Consider the following 17,397-nt stretch of genomic DNA (forward strand, 5'->3'; position numbering starts at 1 on the left):
AGTCCCCGGCACCCCCACTACTACAAAAGCCTCAGTGTTAAGGTCAAGCACCCATGGCCTGGAATGCCTTAGCGCGCGGCAGCGATCTTACCGCGGCTGGTAACCAGCGCCAATTCACCTGAATAGCCGTGCAGTTTTCCGCCGGATGGTGATTTAAGGCCCAGCAGATCCGCATCCGCGCCCAGGGTAATTTGTCCCTTGATACCCGACAGGCCCGCTGCCTTTGCCGGGTTACCGGAAACAAGCTGCCAGGCATCGGCCAATGATCTGATATTCAGTTCCGCCAGCAGGAAGGGCGCGCGCAGGAGGGATGGATAGTAATAGTCGCTGACCAGCACAGTTACCCGCCCGGCAGCGACCTCATCGCGCACACTGGTGCCGCCGACATGACTGCCGCCGCGCACCAGATTAGGCGCGCCCATCACCACCGCAGCCCCTCTGGCAAGACCGCGTTCCGCACAATATTCTGTCAGGGGGAATTCGCATATCCCAACTTTCAACCGTTCCGCTTGCGCGGCGTCATCTTCCGTTCGCTCGTCATGCGAGGCCAGCGTCAGGTCAACTGTGTGGGCGGCATCGGCCAGTTCCAGAACCTGTGACTCCCCCAGACCGCGCTGGGCCTGTTTTTCCTGGATAAAGGTTTCCATCTCCTGGACTGTCATCGTGACGCGCCTCAGTGCACCCTTGATGTAACGTGCAGTCTTCGCCTCATCGCCAAGGGGCGGCAGGTGATCGTTCAAGGACAACAGATCAATGCGACGGCGCCCGATCCAATCCAGCAACTCATTATGACCCTCTGTTGCGGCGGTCTCGTGGCGAATATGCAGGCGGCTGTCGCTGCGCAGGGTCGGGCGTTTCGCCTCGATAATGTCAATCAGGCCCCGGACAGTTTCACGGCTGCGAACGCCGGGTTCGAAGCCATCGGTTATGGAATAGAAAAATGTCGTCACGCCATTGGAAATCAGGGCTGTATCATTTGCCTCAATCGCCAGATCCAAGGGGAAGGAAACACCGGGGCGCGGGGCGATTTCCCGCTCGAAGGCATCGCCATGCAAATCGACAATACCCGGCAACAGGGTCATTTCCGACCCGTCAATGACACGGTCCGCAGGGGTGGCATGATCAGCGATTTCAATGATCTTGCCGCCCTGAAAGGTGACGGAAATTCCGTCCTGAAATCCATCGGGCAACAGGGCACGGGCGTTCTGAATAACCGTAATTTCTGCTGTCGAAACGGAATCTGGCATAAAATTTCCTCTTCTACACAGTACGGCTTATCTACAGTTTAGGCCGGGCCCCATCCAGGAACTTGCTGCGGGCAAAGGCACTAAAACGCTCAACACCCAGCACCAGTACGAAAATCATCAGAACAATGGTCGCCGCCTGATCATAGCGGAACATCTCCATCGATACGGCCAATTCTGCGCCGATTCCTCCGGCCCCGACCAGACCCAGAACGACGGAGGACCGGACCGCCTTTTCCAGCGAATACAGGCTGGCATTGGTCAGTCCTGGCGTTGCGGCTGGCACCACCGCACAGGCGATGATGTCGGTCCGTTTGGCACCCATCGCGGCCAGGGCTTCACTGGGGCCGGGATCAACTTCTTCCATGCTTTCTGCAAAGAAACGACCGCAAAAACCAATTGTGTCCATGATCAGCGCCAACGTCCCGGCGAAGGGCCCCAATCCGACAGAGGCGACAAAGAACAGGGCCCAGGCCAAATCCGGTACAGTCCGAACAAAACTGACAAAGGCGCGGGTTGCAGTATAGACAATCGGGTGCGGAGACAGCGTGCGGGTCGCCAGAATGGCGATTGGGAAGCTAAGGACAATACCGATTCCGGCACCAACCAGCGCCATTTGGAATGTGGTTAGCACCGAATTCATCATTGGCAATAAGCGGTCGGTGGCTGGCGGCACCATTTCTGAGGCAATAGTGCCCATTGCCGGTATGCCCGAAATCAGGTCGGGGATTGAAATTCCCGCCCGGCTCAAGGACCATGCGAAAAAGGCAACGAACACGCAAAACAGGATGCTGGGCAACAGGCCTGGCGCCTGCCAGCGGTCCGGCATGGCCCGCGATAGGGTTTCGTTCAGGCTCATGCGCCAGTCTCCTCATACAGCCAGGCCAGGTCATCGCGGCTGACACCCCTGGTTTCGCGATCCAGAACCACGCATCCGGCCTGCAGGCCGATCAGACGATCCGCATAAGACAGGGCATGTTCCAGATTGTGGGAAACCACCACCAGGGTCAGGCCCGTCCGCCGACACAAATCAGAAAACAGCGCCATCATGTCTTCGCCCGCCTTTGGGTCCAGACTGGCGGCGGGCTCATCGGCGAAAATCATGCTGGGTCCCTGCATCAGGGCCCGGGCGATGGCGACACGCTGTGATTGCCCGCCTGACAGTCGATCCGCGCGACGCCCGGCCAGGTCGGCCAGGCCCACCTGATCCAGACAGTCCATGGCGCGGTCCCGCTCTTCCGTAGGGGCGATGCTGTGGGACCAGTTGCGCATTCCACGACCGCGGGCAAATCCGCCATGAAGAACGTTGCTGAGCACCGATAGACGAGTGGAAAGATTATGCTTCTGGAATACGAAACCAACCTTGCTGCGGGCTTGGCGCAGCGCTTGTCCGCTCAACCCCATTAAGGGGCGCCCATCAACATGAATCTCGCCGGTGGTTGGTTCGATCAACCGCATGGCACAGCGAAGGGCGGTGCTTTTGCCAGACCCGTTCGCACCGACAATGGCAACGGAATCACCGGCATTTATCGCGAAACTGACATCCCGCAGAACAGTGTTGGAACCCGTCTGACCCTTATAGGTCTTACCCAGACCCGACACCGCCAACGCGGTCTTGGAATTGGGCTCAGGGGCCGGCGTAAAGCGGGATAGAGAGGGCGCGTTTGCTGCGCCCTCTCTTTCTGGGTCAATGGGACCAGGCCCATCGACCACCCGTATCCGATCAATTGCCGATGAAGTCGGCATATTCAGGATATCCAGCTGCGGCATACATGCTGCGAACATAGTTATAGTCGGCATCTTTGATATTGGTCAGGAACCGCATGCCGGCATATTTCTTGTTGTCGTCCCCAGTCAGGATCGCCGCGATCAGGTCATCAGACTTCTCTACGAATGCCTGGCGAACGGTATCGACGATGGCTTTATCAACATGAGTTCCTGCCATCAGAACATCATTGGGCAGGTCCGGACCACGCCCGATGACACGGAAGGCCCCCGGTGGGAACGTACCGTCTTCAGCTTCTTTTTCCCGGTACTTCATGAAGTTCGTGTTGTTCATGCCAACCGCGGCAACATCGCCCCGTTTCATGGCTTCCCAGCCAACGGGCACTTTGGTGTTGATGATTTGAACATCATTAATTGGGTCCAGGCCATAGTCAGCCAGAATCTGAATGGGCCCCAGATGCTTGGACGTGGAGCCGACAGACCCCATGGCGACCTTCATCCCCTTGATATCGGTCGGAATGGTGTAGCCATTTTCCGCCATCGTCACCAGAACGGCGAAGTAATCAGGACGAGAAAAACCAACCACGACCTCGGCATTGGTCCGCTTGCGCATGACGACATATTCAGCCGGGCCGGTCAGCACGAAATCCACTTTGCCAAAGCGCAAGGCTTCAGCAGCGGCGGTGCGGTTGGTGACGGGCAGGAATTCAAACTCCTTGCCGGTCGCATTTTCCAAAACGTCTACAAAAGCACCGAATTCACGTTGCAATTCTTCCAGGCCGACCAGATCGGTCACAGCCAGTTTAATCGGCTCTGCTTTGGCTGCCGTGCCCGAGAGGGCAAAGGCAAACATCAAAGCAAGCGTGGCGAAGAGTTTTTTCATTCCGAAGGCTCCCACAGGTTTCATTGGATGAGGCCTATCGTGTCTTGTTCCCGTGACTCCGGCATGGCGACGCCGTGACGCGCCAGTGATGTTTAACTGGTGGCCAGAAGGGATTTGTCGCGATATTGCAATGAAACTGCCATTAAACTTGTGGGCTTTTCAGGGTTCGCACCGCTCGGAATAGGCCAGGATTTGTGACTCCGTTGGGCCATCTTCTGACACGGGGGATATCAGCGCGATTACCTTAACAGGGGGCAGGCATATCCATCGGGCTACAAAATGCGTAAAGGATATTACCAACGGCGTTGTGCGTAACAGGAGGGCGCACGGTATCAGGATAGATGCGTTAATCTCGGCATAAAATTTAATGATCAGCGACTTGGCTTTCGTCAGAAAAAACGAGAATTTGTGACACATCGGTTCCATTGTTGGAAAGCGGGACAAACAGACAGAATTCTTCAATTCTGACATCATAACGGGTGGTGTAGGTTACTGGTGTCAGCAGAGGACATTTTCGGGTCCGAACATATTCATATACATCCAGCGCGTCCTGAGCGTTTTTGGCGATAAAAGCATCCTGAACCAGCATCCCCGCTGGATTAAAACCGCGTACTTCGATTTCCAGATTCCCGGCCAAGCGATATCGGAATATCCCAAATCCCGTTTCGGTCTCGCCCAGAACATCGACGAGAAGAATTCCTGGAAGGTGACCAGGTATTGCCATCGGATCAAAATCACGGCGCGTGGGCATTTTCCGGTCCCCGCAAATTTGCACCCAATAGTCATAAAATGACTGAACCCGGCGTGTAGTCCGTTCCAGGTCACCTCGGTCAAATGCATGAATATCATCCATGGCCGTCGCTTTTCATTATAGTTCAAATCAAGCTGTAAAATCGGCGAACCAAATTTAAATCAAAATATGATTGGTCAAAACTCTTGGCAGTCATTGTTCATCATTTTTTGGGGAAAACGTCAAGGAAACGGGGGATTTCTCAAGGATTGGACGACGGAAACACCACATGCTTGGTGTGCCATGTCATCCAATCACCTGTAGCTTAGGTCCGCGGATCCCGATAATCCTGTACAGCGTCATCATGGCCTGATGTGTGCGATTTGCGGATCAGGATCATCAGCCCAATGTACAGGCCAAAAACCCCGACCAGGGCCAGGACAATCGCGATATAACCGTGAATTGACAGGTTATACCCGAACAGGTCATTCAGCCAGCCGCTGACGGGGGCGAAGAATTCGTTCATGAACATCTTTCATTATATAGGCCCCTATTGAAACAGGGTCATTTGAACGTGACGCTGACAACTTCATAGTCACGGGTGCCACCAGGGCTGTTGACTTCAAACACATCGCCAACGGCTTTCCCGATCATGGCACGGGCCATCGGGCTGGTGACGGAAATCATGCGTTTTGTCAGGTCGGCTTCGAATTCACCAACAATCTGATAGGTGGATTCTTCATCTGTTTCGCAGTCAGCAATCACCACGGTCGCGCCAAATTTAACGCTGTCTCCATCCAGTTTCGCCGGATCAATGACTTCTGCGCGGCTGGATTGGTCTTCCAATTCCGCAATTCGGCCTTCTACGAAGCTCTGGCGTTCGCGCGCGGCATGATACTCTGCGTTTTCCGACAGATCGCCGTGTTCGCGCGCTTCCGCAATCGCCTGGATAATAGCCGGACGTTCGGTTCCTTTCAGGAACTTCAGTTCTGACGTCATCGCGTCATAGCCTTGCAACGTCATTGGGACCTTTTGCATCGTATCAATCCATCATCTCTTTGGCCCAGGGAGTTTCAGCACCCTTGGAGGCCTTTATCTCACACCAAAATCTTCAGGCATTGGTGAAATGCCCGTCGACATTGCTGTATCCATCAGGGACGCCGTTTCAGAATGCCCCGCCGCTTAATTCGATCATTTCCAATCAAGCCGAACCTTGAAAGTACGATTGAAGCGGCGCGACTTCAAGGGTTCCTTGCTTCAACGTCTGAATTGCCAGTGCCGCAGCCTTCACACCTGCCACCGTCGTATAGTACGGAACCTGCATGTTCAGGGCTGCCTGGCGCAGGGAAAAGCTGTCTTCCAGCGCTTTTCGCCCCTCTGTCGTGTTAAAGATTACCTGCACATCGCCATTGATTATGGCATCAACAATATGCGGCTGACCTTCCAGTACTTTGTTGATCTGGCGGACCGGCAGGCCATTTTCTTCCAGATAGCGGGCCGTGCCGCCGGTCGCGACGATGGATAACCCGCAATCGACCATCATCTGGGCCGGGACCAGGATTGACGGCTTATCACTGTCTTTGACCGAAATAAACACCGTCCCCGTTACCGGAAGATCCGCCCCACAGGCGAATTGCGCCTTGGCAAAGGCATGGGCGAAATCGACATCCAGCCCCATGACTTCCCCGGTTGATTTCATTTCCGGCCCCAGGATCACATCGACGCCAGGGAAACGGGCGAAGGGGAAGACGGCTTCCTTGACCGCGATATGATTACCCAGAGCATGGGAAACCAGATCGAAATCCTTCAATTTCTCGCCTGCCATCAACCGGGCAGCGATCTTAGCAATGGGCACGCCGGTCGCCTTTGCCACGAAGGGCACGGTGCGGCTGGCGCGGGGGTTCACCTCCAGGATATAGACGGTTGTGCCCTGAACGGCATATTGCACATTCATCAGACCTACCACTTTCAGCGCCTTTGCCAGGGCATAGGTCTGCTGTTTCATGTCTTCCACCACCGCATCGGGCAGGGAATAGGGCGGCAGCGAACAGGCGCTGTCGCCGGAATGAATGCCGGCCTCTTCAATATGTTCCATGACGCCCGCAACATGCACATCATCGCCGTCGCATAGCGCATCCACGTCCACTTCAATCGCGTCACGCAGATAGTAATCGATCAGCACGGGGCTCTTTCCAGACACAATCACGGCAGACGTGATGTAGCGGCGCAATTCCGCCTCGTCATGGACGATTTCCATCGCGCGGCCGCCCAGCACATAGGACGGGCGAATCACGACCGGATAACCGATGCGGGCGGCAATGGCGATGGCCTGATCGGCAGAGGTCGCGATCCCATTGGGCGGCTGGCGCAGGTCCAGATCCTGCAACAGGCGCTGGAACCGTTCCCGATCTTCCGCCAGGTCAATCGCATCGGGTGATGTGCCCAGGATGGGAATGCCCGCCTGTTCCAGCGGCCCGGCCAGTTTTAAGGGTGTTTGGCCGCCAAATTGGACGATGACACCCATAACCTGACCCTTGGTCTGTTCCTTGCGGACCAGTTCGATCACGTCTTCCCCGGTTAGCGGCTCAAAATACAGACGGTCGGATGTGTCATAATCGGTGGAAACGGTTTCCGGGTTACAATTGACCATGATCGTTTCATATCCTGCATCCGACAGGGCATAGCAGGCATGAACACAGCAATAGTCGAATTCGATCCCCTGGCCGATGCGGTTTGGCCCGCCACCCAGGATGATGACTTTCTTGCGGTCGGTAACGTCTGCTTCGCATTCCGGCTCATTCAGACCATCGCCCTCATAGCAGGAATACATGTATGGGGTTGCGCTGGGAAATTCGCCTGCACAGGTGTCGATTCGTTTATAGACCGGACGGACATTCAACGCATGGCGCGCCTCGGTCACAGCCGCTTCTTCCTGACCCGTCAGCTCCGCCAGACGCATGTCGGAAAAGCCAAGTTTTTTAAGGCGTAGCATGCCCAACCGGTCTTTCGGCAGACCATTTTCGCGCACTGAGTTTTCGGCCTTCACGATGCTTTCAATCTGGGCCAGGAACCAGGGGTCAACCTTGTTGGCGGCGTGAATTTCGGCTACGGTCATGCCAAAGCGGAAGGCCTGGGCGATTTTCAGGATACGGTCAGGCAGGGGCTTGGAGATCGCTGCACGCCAGGCATCCTTGTCGTCGCCGATATCAATCTCATTCAGGCCGGTCAGGCCGGTTTCCATGGACCGCAGGGCCTTTTGCAGGCTCTCCGCGAAGGTCCGTCCAATCGACATTGCCTCGCCAACGGATTTCATCGATGTGGTCAGTGTCGGATCCGCACCTGCGAATTTCTCAAAGGTGAAGCGCGGCATTTTGGTGACGACATAGTCGATGCTGGGCTCGAAACTGGCAGGCGTCACCTGGGTGATGTCATTGTCCAATTCGTCCAGCGTATAGCCGACCGCCAGCTTGGCCGCGACCTTGGCAATCGGGAAGCCGGTTGCTTTTGATGCCAGCGCAGAGGAGCGCGAAACCCGGGGGTTCATCTCAATCACCACCAGGCGGCCATCGACCGGATTGACCGCAAACTGCACATTGGATCCACCGGTATCGACACCGATTTCCCGCAGGCAGTTGATCGACGCATTGCGCATGATCTGATATTCTTTATCCGTCAGCGTCAGGGCCGGGGCAACCGTGATCGAATCACCGGTATGGATGCCCATCGGATCAAAATTTTCGATGGCGCAAATGATGATGCAATTGTCGTCCTTGTCGCGGACGACTTCCATCTCAAACTCTTTCCAGCCCAGCACGGATTCTTCTACCAGCACCGTATGTACGGGCGATGCGGCCAGGCCGCCTTTCACCAGTTTCTGGAATTCATCCTTATTATAGGCAATGCCGCCGCCGGTGCCCCCCATGGTAAAAGACGGGCGGATGATGGCCGGCAGTTTCACCATGTCCAGGGCGACCATGGCTTCTTCCATGGTGCCGACCTGCTGACTGCGCGGGCTTTCCAGGCCAATCTTGTCCATTGCATCGCGGAACCGAAGGCGGTCTTCCGCCTTGTCGATGACATCGGCATTGGCCCCGATCATCTCCACATCCAGCAGATCCAGAACGCCGCGCCGCTCCAGCTCCAGCGCACAATTCAGGGCCGTCTGCCCCCCCATTGTGGGCAGCAGAACCAGCTTTTCATTGGGGCGCTCGGCGCGTTCGCGTTTCAGGATTTTGGCGACCATATCGGCGGTGATCGGCTCGATATAGGTGGCATCCGCCGTTTGCGGATCGGTCATGATCGTCGCTGGGTTCGAATTGACCAGAACGACACGATACCCTTCCTGCTTCAGGGCCTTACAGGCCTGGGTGCCGGAATAGTCAAACTCACAGGCCTGACCAATGACAATGGGGCCAGCCCCAATGATCATGACGGTATCAATATCAGTACGTTTTGGCATGGGCGGACGCGCCTCCGGTTCATCGAAGCGTTACGGTATAGTGCGACCCTGGGGGCTAGGCGCGTTGCATACACGATGCGAACCGGCTTTGAAAGCACCGGATTGGGATTTCCAAAGTGAATTATGAAATGTTGAAAAAACGCACTCTATGATCGTGTTTTATTCTTTGATATGCTGCTTCGGTGTAGAGGCAAGAAGTGGTTGAACGATGTTGAAAAGTGCCGCAGTGGGGCAGACTTCTGTTGTGGTGGTTTTCTGTGGCTTCATTTTGGGGGCTGCCATATCGGGGGCGGCGGAAACGCCAATTATGGATCGAGCTTGGCATTACTCTTTTATGGATGTTTGGCTTCGCAATAATTTAGCCGCACCTGAGGCAATCGAGCCTGCAAAGCTTCGCCTTTCCGGGTTTCCGGTCTGCACGGATCCGCCACAGGCACCTTGTCGTGATATCGCAAAAACCGATGCGATTTCTGCCACTGCGTCACAATGGTGGGCTCGATTCGACCGCAAGGCCTTTATGGATCTTCGTGAGAAGGCCTCAAGTGAGGCAGAGGCTTCTTTGGTCGACCAATATCTAGCCTATGCCGATGCACTTCAAGCGGAAGCCATCGCGCTGGAAAAGCATGGGGCGCCTGAAGCCCCGACGGCGCAAGATGTTTTGCGGTTTTCAATACTAACATTCGCGATCATACAAATTCGCATGAATCAAAAAATAATGCAGCGAGGTGGATGGGAGGACGATTACCCGCAAAATCTAATAGACAAATCCGATGTATTTCAAATTCTTATATTCACGAATGAATTTCAATTGTATCAAGTGATTAGCGCGCGCCTGGCTGGTGCCTGCGCACTATATACCGAGCGGGTACAGGATTTATTGTGCGATTCGGTGATCAGATATGATGAGACGATGGTTGCGTCTTTCGAACGGTATACACATCAAGTGCAAGAAAATGCGGAAACCTCTGTCGAAATACTTCGCCATACAAAGAAAGTTCTCGCAGAAGCAGACGAACACGAAAGACGCTACTGGCAGAATAACATTCTGGGTACAAGCTATTATCCCATGGTCTCAGGTCTTTATGATATCACCCGGACGGATATCACTGTTTTTAAAGATAGGCTCGAGACAATTGTAGGCATCGGCTCTCGATCTAGCGAAGAGACCGATCACCGTATTCGGTTCGAGGAAGAACAGTACGGAGATTTGGAAAAATACTGGAAAGTTGAGCATGGGTTTTGGCCCGATAGAACGGAAGCGATACTGGCAAAGGAGTAGCGCGTCCGTCTCCTGTTACCAATTACAAAATCTCTAAAACACTTTCCGGTGGGCGACCGATGCGGGCTTTGGGGCCTTTGATGACGATGGGGCGTTCGATCAGGATGGGGGTATCGGCCATGGCCTGAATCAGGGTCGCCTCTTCCATCACATCTTTCAGGTTTTGCTCCTTATAGGCGCTCTCTCCCTTGCGCATAAGGTCGCGGGCGCTGTCCAGGCCCAGCTTGGCGATGATCTCCTTAATCGTTGCCGCGTCGGGCGGGGTTTCCAGATACAGAACCACATCCGGCGTGACACCGTTTTCTTCCAACAAGGCCAGTGTCTGGCGTGATTTTGAGCAACGGGGATTGTGATAAATCGTGACGGACATAGGGTTCCTCGCTTATGACTTGTTTCTTCCGGCAGTGTCGCGAGGATGGCGCTGCTAATCAAGACAGGCTTTTGAAACAAGATGGACTTTTACAAAGGGGCTCAGTGTGTCGGGTGAAACTGATTTGGATTTGGTGATTGTTGGTGCCGGTGCGGCGGGTATCGGGGCTGGTTTGGTAGCCCGTGCGGCGGGATTGAAGTTTCGGATATTAGAGGCATCCGATCGCGTTGGTGGCCGGGCCCATACGATATCCAGGGGCGGTGTGACCTATGACTTGGGGTGCCATTACCTGCACCATGCGTCGCGCAATCCTTTTGCCGCAACAGCCCTGTCGCGCGGTCAGGAGGTTTCCATCAACCTGACCCATGATGCGCTGCCGGAAGCCTATTATCGAAACGGTGTGCGCCAGGATGAGGTGACCCGGCAGGCCTGTTCCAAATATTATCAGGTCAGCGACAATGCCTATGAAGTCACGGAAGGTGATGTTGCGGGCAGTTCGGTAATCGACACCACATCCCCCTTTTATGATGTTTATACGGGCTGGTGCGAGGCGATGAATGGCGTGCCGCCGACGCGGGTCTCCACCCATGATATTCAGCGCTATAAGGCAACCGCCGAAGACTGGCCGGTGAAGGATGGCTATGGTGCCCTGATCGCCAGCTTTGCAGAGGGATTGCCCGTTACCTTTGATTGCCCGGTTCACGCGATTGATCGGACGGGGTCGTCCGTGACCGTCGACTGTGCGGAAGGCACCCTGCGCACAAAAACAGTCGTCGTGACGGTATCCCCGGCGGTTCTGAAATCAGGATCGATCCACTTCACGCCCGCCTTGCCTGCCGCTGTGGACAAGGCGCTGGTGGATGTACCGATGGGCCTGGCGGAGCGGATCGCCCTGTTCACTGACGGCCTAATCCTGCCACCGGGGGAGCGGATTTCCGCTCATACTATTCCAAAGGCAGGTAAGATGCTGATCGTCAAAGTGCATGAATTCGATAAGCCGATTGTGGAAGGCTATATCGCAGGAGATCTGGCCCGGGAACTGACCGATGCCGGGGGGCGCGCGGCCCTGATCGACTATACAGAGACCGCTGCTGTTGAAATGTTTGGCAGCGCTTTGCGGTCAAAAATCCTGGATCGTGTGTCCAGTTGTTGGTCGACCGACCCGCTGATTCTCGGCGGCTATTCTGCGGCATTGCCAGGGTGTTCTGCATCTCGCGCGGGCCTGTCAGAGCGGTTTGACGAGCGTCTTGTCCTGGCGGGGGAGGCGAGTTCTCCCGATCAGCAGACCACGGCGCATGGGGCTTATTTTTCTGGCGTGCGTGCTGTTTCACATTTGGTGCAAGATGGACTAAAAGCAGATTGACCCGCCATCCTTGATATTTCCCGACACTGAGTATTGGATAGATTATGCTAAACCCGACAGATATGCGCCGATCCAATCTGATCGGGATGGGTTGGATGTTTCTGGCAGGGTTATGCTTTTCTGGTATGCATGCGTCGATCCGCTATGTGGGGCAGGATTTGCATCCATTCGAGATTGCGTTTTTCCGCAATTTGTTTGGCCTTTTGGCCTTGTCCCCGTTGTTCCTGCGCTATGGATTTGCGCCGTTGAAGGCGACGCGTCCCGGATTATTGTCGATCCGGGCGGTTTTGAATTTGGGGGCGATGCTGGCTTTTTTCAGTGCATTAACCTTGGCCCCATTGGCGGATGTGGCGGCTTTGGGCTTTACCGCACCGATCTTTGCCACGGCGCTGGCCATCCCGGTCTTGGGGGAAACGGTCGGTTGGCGGCGCACCGTAGCCATTGGTGTGGGCTTTCTGGGGGCGATGATCATTATCCGCCCAGGGTTTTCCGAGATTGATTTGGGCCACGGGCTGGTCCTGGTGTCGTCCTTGCTGTGGGCGGTCGCAATGCTGGTGATCAAGCAGATTTCAAAAACCGACAGTTCGCTGACCATCACTCTCTATATGGGGATCATGTTGACGCCCCTGTCTTTGCCCTTCGCGTTGGCGGTCTGGATATGGCCACAGCCGCATCATTGGGTCTGGCTGGTGGGGATTGGCATTTTAGGCGGCCTGGCACAATTGGGCCTGACAGAGGCCTTGCGCCGCGGTGAGACCGCCGTCGTCATGCCAATGGATTTCTTCAAATTGTTGTGGGCTGCCCTACTAGGGTTTTTCATCTTTGGGCAACAGCCAGGCCTCTATACGGTACTGGGTGGTTTGGTGATCTTCGGGGCTGCAACCTATATCGCGCTGCGTGAGACTCGACTGAGCAAGCCTTTGCCTGCGACTTCCCGCAGCAATCCCACATAGCCAACCAAACTATATGGCAAAAATAAGCAATTTATGTCGTAGATAGCACATTGATCTCCCCGCAATAGCGGATGCTTGTCGCCAGAAGAGCAGTGTAAACCGCTAGGGGAGATAAAGTGCAATGACCCGAATATCAAGCCGTCAAGCAATGCGGGATCGGCGCGGCAAGTCTGCCGGGATCAAGCAGCTTCCCTGGACAAAAACGGTCATCAATCCTTATCCCCCGATGTGCCCGTTGTCGGCCGATCAGTTGGAAGCGATTCATGAGGCCAGTCTGGATGTCATTGAACAGCATGGTCTGGAAGTAAACGGCACAGAAGCATTGGATTACTATGCCAAGGCCGGGGCGGAGGTGGACCGCGCCAATGAAATGGTGCGCATGGATCGCAATTTGGTGATGCAGTTGATGAGCACTGCGCCAGAAACTTTCACTTTGACTCCTCGCAATCCGGATCACCGGATTTATGTAGGTCAGGATCACATCAACTTTGGCATGGTCTCTGGTCCGCCGAATGTACATGACGCGATCAATGGTCGTCGCGCCGGGAATTATGCGGATTATATTAAACTGGCAAAGTTCGCGCAGTTTTTTAATTGCATCCGCTTCTTGGGGAATCAGGCAGTTGCGCCGACTGATCTGCCTGCCAATACCCGCCACATGGACTCAACCCGCGCCAATATCTTCTATACGGACAAGGCGTTTAATCATCTGTTGATCGGGGCAGGACGGGCATTGGATTCCTGTGAAATTGTTGCCCGTGCCAGCGGTAAGACCCTGGATCAGATTGCAGAACAGACGGCCTGTATCGGCAATATCAATGTCAACAGCCCCCGTAAGCTGGATGAGCATATGGCAACCGGCCTTATTCAGATGGCCAAGCTGAACCAGGCGACCATTGTCACGCCCTTCACCCTGATGGGGGCGATGACGCCGGTCACGATGGGCGCGGCCCTGGTGCAACAGAATGCGGAAGCCCTGTTCGCCATGTGCCTGACCCAGATCGTACGGCCGGGATCACCTGTGGTTTATGGTGGGTTCACGTCCAATGTGGACATGAAATCGGGCGCGCCTGCTTTTGGCACACCGGAAAATGCCAAGGCCAATCTGGCCGGTGGACAATTGGCCCGGCGGTACAAGGTTCCCTATCGTACCAGCGCCTGTAACGCGTCCAATGCGGTGGATGCCCAGGCGACCTATGAAACCATGATGGCAATGTTTGGTGCCGTCATGGGGCATGGTAACTTTATCTATCACGCCGCCGGTTGGCTGGAAGGGGGGCTGGTCGCCTCCTTCGAGAAGTTGATCGTCGATGTGGAGATTATTCAGCATATGCTGGGCATGTTGTCGCCCATTGATACCTCCGTTGAGGAATTGGGCGTGGATGCGATTGGCGGTGTCGCTCCTGGGGGTCACTTCTTTGGCTCTGATCACACGATGGCGCGGTATGAAACTGCGTTTTATGCACCCTTCCTGTCGGATTGGACCAATAGCGAGAATTGGCAGATCGCAGGGGGGAAGACAGCCACCAATCGCGCTACGGATATGTGGCAATTGGTTTTGGAGGAATATCAAGAGCCTACGATTGATCCTGCCTGTCTGGAATCGGTCGATGCCTATATTGCCAAACGCAAGGAATCCATTGGTACGGGCGAACCATAGGGCCAGGTGTCGCTTTTTAGCCTCATGCGGCGTTAATTGAATATTATTGTGAAACTCGCGCTTTTTCTTTTGGTATAAGGCAGTATTTTAACGCCATGAAAATGCGCGCGACGGGTGATCCCGAACAATTTGGCTTTTTGCTGTTGCCCAGCTTCTCGATGATGGCGTTTGCCTCAGCGGTTGAACCGCTGCGCGCGGCCAATACGATTGCGGGTCGTAAGCTGTATGAATGGACGATGATTTCAATGGATGGCCAGGCCGTGCCGGCGTCCAATTCAATCGATATCATGCCCAATACGTCCGTCGCGACAGAGAAGCATTTTGATTACCTCTTCGTTGTTGGCGGCACAGGGGCAGAGAAAATCCGCGATCCGCGCGCTCTGAATTTTGTGCGCAAGCTGACACGGGTTGGAACAGTGATCGGGGCGGTGTCGACTGCGCCCTACCTGCTGGCCTATGCCGGTCTGCTGGATAACAGACGCTGCACCATCCATTGGGAGTATCTGGACAGCTTTCGGGAGGATTTTCCCCATTTGGATATTACCGAAGAACTGTTTGAAATCGATGGTCAGATTATCACCTGTTCTGGGGGAACCGCGTCGATCGATTTGCTGTTGCATCTGATCAGCCATTCCCATGGGCATGATCTGGCGACCCATGTATCGGAATGGTTCCTGCACAAACAGATCCGGGAACAGTCGGAACATCAGCGCATGGCTTTGCGCTTCCGGGTCGGGGTCAGCCATCCCAAGCTATTGAGTGCGATCCAGTTCATGGAAGAGAATCTGGAAACCCCGCTGGAACGGGAGGAAATTGCAGAAGTCGTCGGCCTGTCGACCCGCCAGTTGGAGCGGTTGTTCCGCAAATATCTGAATTCGACACCACGTAAATATTACTTCGGATTGCGCATGCAGCGTGCGCGCATCCTGTTGCGTCAGACCAGCATGTCTGTCCTGGATGTCGCACTGGCCAGCGGTTTCGTCTCGGCCAGCCATTTTGCGAAATGTTACCGGGAATTTTTCGGTCACTCCCCCCGCCGCGACCGCGCACCAGAAGCGTAAGGAATAAATACAGATGACAGAGCCCCGCGTTCTATTTGAAAAGTCACAGGGCATTGTCACCCTGACGCTCAATCGCCCGGATGAGTTAAACGCGTTTTCAGAGGCCCCGATGATTGAGGCGTTTCTGGCCGCCCTGGATCAGGTTTCTGCGGAACCGGATGTGCGCTGTGTCATCCTGACCGGCGCGGGGCGTGCCTTTTCCGCCGGTGGCAATGTCAAACATATGCGCGACAAGACCGATATGTTTGCGGGCAGCGCGGCGGATATTGAACGCGCCTATGCCCAGGGCATTCATCGGGTGCCGCCAAAGCTGTGGGGGCTGGAAATCCCCGTGATCGCCGCCGTCAATGGTCCGGCCTATGGCGCGGCGCTGGATCTGGTCTGTATGTGCGACATCCGCCTTGCCAGCACGGCAGCAAAATTCGGCGCGCCCTTTGTTAAGATCGGCATCGCGCCGGGCGATGGCGCGGCCTGGTTCCTAAGCCGGATCGTCGGCCCCTCCCATGCGGCGGAAATGATCCTGACGGGCGACCCGGTGGATGCCGATACGGCCAAGGCAATGGGCCTCGTCTCCCGCGTGGTTGATCCTGACGCGCTGATGAGGGAGGCGCACGCGCTGGCAGAAAAAATCGCCGCCAATGCGCCGCTGGCCCTGCAATTATCCAAACGTCTGCTGCGCAAGGCCCCGCATCAGACGCTTGAAGACCATCTGTCGCTCTGCGCCTCCTATCAGGCAGTGCTGCACGGCACCGCCGACCATTCAGAGGCCGTCACCGCCCTGCTGGAAAAACGCAAACCGGTCTTTACAGCGGAGTAATCTTTGCTACCGCCCACAGGGCCCATACTCCATTTGATAGGCAATGAGTTTTAGGATGTAGGCGCGTTCTTCTGGTGTGATTTCCGATGAAATACTGTGCGCGGGATCGGTTCCCTCGATTGCGTTGGCATAGCTAATATAGAGGGCCTGCAGAATGCGCCCGCGCGAGCCATTGTCTTCTGTCGCCTCTGAGTGGCCCAATTGACGCCATAGACTGCCATCGTATTGCGCTTCGACAGCGTCTTTTTTCGGCTTAAGGGCGGCAATTGAAACACCTTCTCCCCCAGACAATCCTCGCCTTTCGAATGGCTCCAAAACGTCTGCCCTGGGTACAAATGCGTGAAACTGGCCGTAGTGTTGGACCGCATTTATGTAAGCGTTAAAGGATTCCGCGATCTCTTGGCGGCGATCACAGTTTCCCGTCAGAATTACCAGTGGGGTTTCACCGGTTCCAGCCAGTGAGATTGCGCCGATAGTGGAATCCACATTCACGATATAGGCTGTAAATGCGTCTAACAGCAACTCGGTGGGGTGTGGGCCTTCTGCATCGGTTCTGCGTTCTGCATCGACCTGCAATACGCAGTCTTTTATAGGGTATTTTGGATACCAGCCAAAGAGCATGAAGGCTTCCAGCCCCTCCGTTCGTGTCCACGCTTCTTTAAAGGCCGGTATGCCCGTAAATGGCTCGGTATCTTCCGACAGCACGGTTGGCGCATTAGATATTGTGATGGCAATCACAAAGCAGACGAACAGGACGTGTCGCACCACAGCACGGAACGCGATACGACTGCATATTGGGACTTCACTTTTATTCGGTCGCATGAGAGATCTTTCCGCTCGGTTTTCCCAAGAC

General features: G+C 55.1%; 16 protein-coding genes. 6 read left to right on the plus strand and 10 right to left on the minus strand.

Annotation, left to right across the window (positions count from 1 at the left end):
- Nucleotides 1-68: 68 nt before the first annotated feature.
- The 8 genes from ACOSDM_RS17015 to carB form a co-directional block, all read right to left on the minus strand.
- On the minus strand, nucleotides 69-1,247 hold the full coding sequence (locus ACOSDM_RS17015; protein WP_420725754.1) for an alpha-D-ribose 1-methylphosphonate 5-triphosphate diphosphatase: 1,179 nt from the start codon (nucleotides 1,245-1,247) through the stop codon (nucleotides 69-71).
- 31 nt (nucleotides 1,248-1,278) lie between these two features.
- Complete coding sequence (phnE, locus tag ACOSDM_RS17020; RefSeq protein ID WP_420725755.1) at nucleotides 1,279-2,103, minus strand: phosphonate ABC transporter, permease protein PhnE; 825 nt, start codon at nucleotides 2,101-2,103, stop codon at nucleotides 1,279-1,281.
- On the minus strand, nucleotides 2,100-2,990 hold the full coding sequence (locus tag ACOSDM_RS17025; protein ID WP_420725756.1) for a phosphonate ABC transporter ATP-binding protein: 891 nt from the start codon (nucleotides 2,988-2,990) through the stop codon (nucleotides 2,100-2,102). Before ACOSDM_RS17025 ends, phnE begins: the two co-directional genes overlap by 4 nt.
- Nucleotides 2,968-3,852 carry a phosphate/phosphite/phosphonate ABC transporter substrate-binding protein gene (locus ACOSDM_RS17030; RefSeq protein ID WP_420725757.1) on the minus strand — a complete coding sequence of 295 codons (885 nt, stop codon included), beginning with the start codon at nucleotides 3,850-3,852 and terminating at the stop codon, nucleotides 2,968-2,970. Before ACOSDM_RS17030 ends, ACOSDM_RS17025 begins: the two co-directional genes overlap by 23 nt.
- Before the next feature lie 364 nt (nucleotides 3,853-4,216).
- The gene (locus ACOSDM_RS17035; protein ID WP_420725758.1) at nucleotides 4,217-4,705 is read right to left on the minus strand and encodes a PAS domain-containing protein; all 489 of its coding nucleotides are present in this window, start codon (nucleotides 4,703-4,705) and stop codon (nucleotides 4,217-4,219) included.
- Nucleotides 4,706-4,907: 202 nt separating this feature from the next.
- Nucleotides 4,908-5,108, minus strand: a complete 201-nt coding sequence (locus ACOSDM_RS17040; RefSeq protein WP_420725759.1) for a hypothetical protein — start codon at nucleotides 5,106-5,108, stop codon at nucleotides 4,908-4,910.
- Between the two features lie 38 nt (nucleotides 5,109-5,146).
- A complete protein-coding gene (gene greA / locus ACOSDM_RS17045; protein WP_420725760.1) occupies nucleotides 5,147-5,620 on the minus strand; it encodes a transcription elongation factor GreA in 474 nt (157 codons plus the stop codon).
- Nucleotides 5,621-5,783: 163 nt separating this feature from the next.
- The gene (carB, locus tag ACOSDM_RS17050) at nucleotides 5,784-9,041 is read right to left on the minus strand and encodes a carbamoyl-phosphate synthase large subunit (RefSeq protein WP_420725761.1); all 3,258 of its coding nucleotides are present in this window, start codon (nucleotides 9,039-9,041) and stop codon (nucleotides 5,784-5,786) included.
- Nucleotides 9,042-9,249: 208 nt separating this feature from the next.
- Here carB and ACOSDM_RS17055 point away from each other — a divergent pair, with 208 nt between their 5' ends.
- Complete coding sequence (locus ACOSDM_RS17055) at nucleotides 9,250-10,320, plus strand: hypothetical protein (RefSeq protein ID WP_420725762.1); 1,071 nt, start codon at nucleotides 9,250-9,252, stop codon at nucleotides 10,318-10,320.
- 22 nt (nucleotides 10,321-10,342) lie between these two features.
- On the opposite strand, the gene arsC is transcribed toward ACOSDM_RS17055, so the two are convergent.
- On the minus strand, nucleotides 10,343-10,690 hold the full coding sequence (arsC, locus tag ACOSDM_RS17060; protein ID WP_420725763.1) for an arsenate reductase (glutaredoxin): 348 nt from the start codon (nucleotides 10,688-10,690) through the stop codon (nucleotides 10,343-10,345).
- A gap of 106 nt (nucleotides 10,691-10,796) precedes the next feature.
- Here arsC and ACOSDM_RS17065 point away from each other — a divergent pair, with 106 nt between their 5' ends.
- From ACOSDM_RS17065 to ACOSDM_RS17085, 5 genes are all read left to right on the plus strand, one after another.
- Nucleotides 10,797-12,053, plus strand: a complete 1,257-nt coding sequence (locus ACOSDM_RS17065; RefSeq protein ID WP_420725764.1) for a flavin monoamine oxidase family protein — start codon at nucleotides 10,797-10,799, stop codon at nucleotides 12,051-12,053.
- Between the two features lie 44 nt (nucleotides 12,054-12,097).
- Complete coding sequence (locus tag ACOSDM_RS17070; protein WP_420725765.1) at nucleotides 12,098-13,006, plus strand: DMT family transporter; 909 nt, start codon at nucleotides 12,098-12,100, stop codon at nucleotides 13,004-13,006.
- Between the two features lie 121 nt (nucleotides 13,007-13,127).
- Nucleotides 13,128-14,666: a trimethylamine methyltransferase family protein gene (locus tag ACOSDM_RS17075; RefSeq protein ID WP_420725766.1), complete on the plus strand. Its 1,539-nt coding sequence runs from the start codon at nucleotides 13,128-13,130 to the stop codon at nucleotides 14,664-14,666.
- A 95-nt stretch (nucleotides 14,667-14,761) separates the two neighbouring features.
- The gene (locus tag ACOSDM_RS17080) at nucleotides 14,762-15,727 is read left to right on the plus strand and encodes a GlxA family transcriptional regulator (RefSeq protein WP_420725767.1); all 966 of its coding nucleotides are present in this window, start codon (nucleotides 14,762-14,764) and stop codon (nucleotides 15,725-15,727) included.
- Nucleotides 15,728-15,740: 13 nt separating this feature from the next.
- Entirely contained in the window at nucleotides 15,741-16,544 is an 804-nt protein-coding gene (locus ACOSDM_RS17085) for a crotonase/enoyl-CoA hydratase family protein (protein WP_420725768.1), read from the plus strand.
- Nucleotides 16,545-16,550: 6 nt separating this feature from the next.
- Here ACOSDM_RS17085 and ACOSDM_RS17090 read toward each other — a convergent pair whose 3' ends face one another.
- The gene (locus tag ACOSDM_RS17090; RefSeq protein ID WP_420725769.1) at nucleotides 16,551-17,366 is read right to left on the minus strand and encodes a hypothetical protein; all 816 of its coding nucleotides are present in this window, start codon (nucleotides 17,364-17,366) and stop codon (nucleotides 16,551-16,553) included.
- Nucleotides 17,367-17,397 lie beyond the last annotated feature (31 nt).

Source organism: Hwanghaeella sp. LZ110 (assembly GCF_048892525.1).
Taxonomy (GTDB): domain Bacteria; phylum Pseudomonadota; class Alphaproteobacteria; order UBA8366; family Aestuariispiraceae; genus Pacificispira.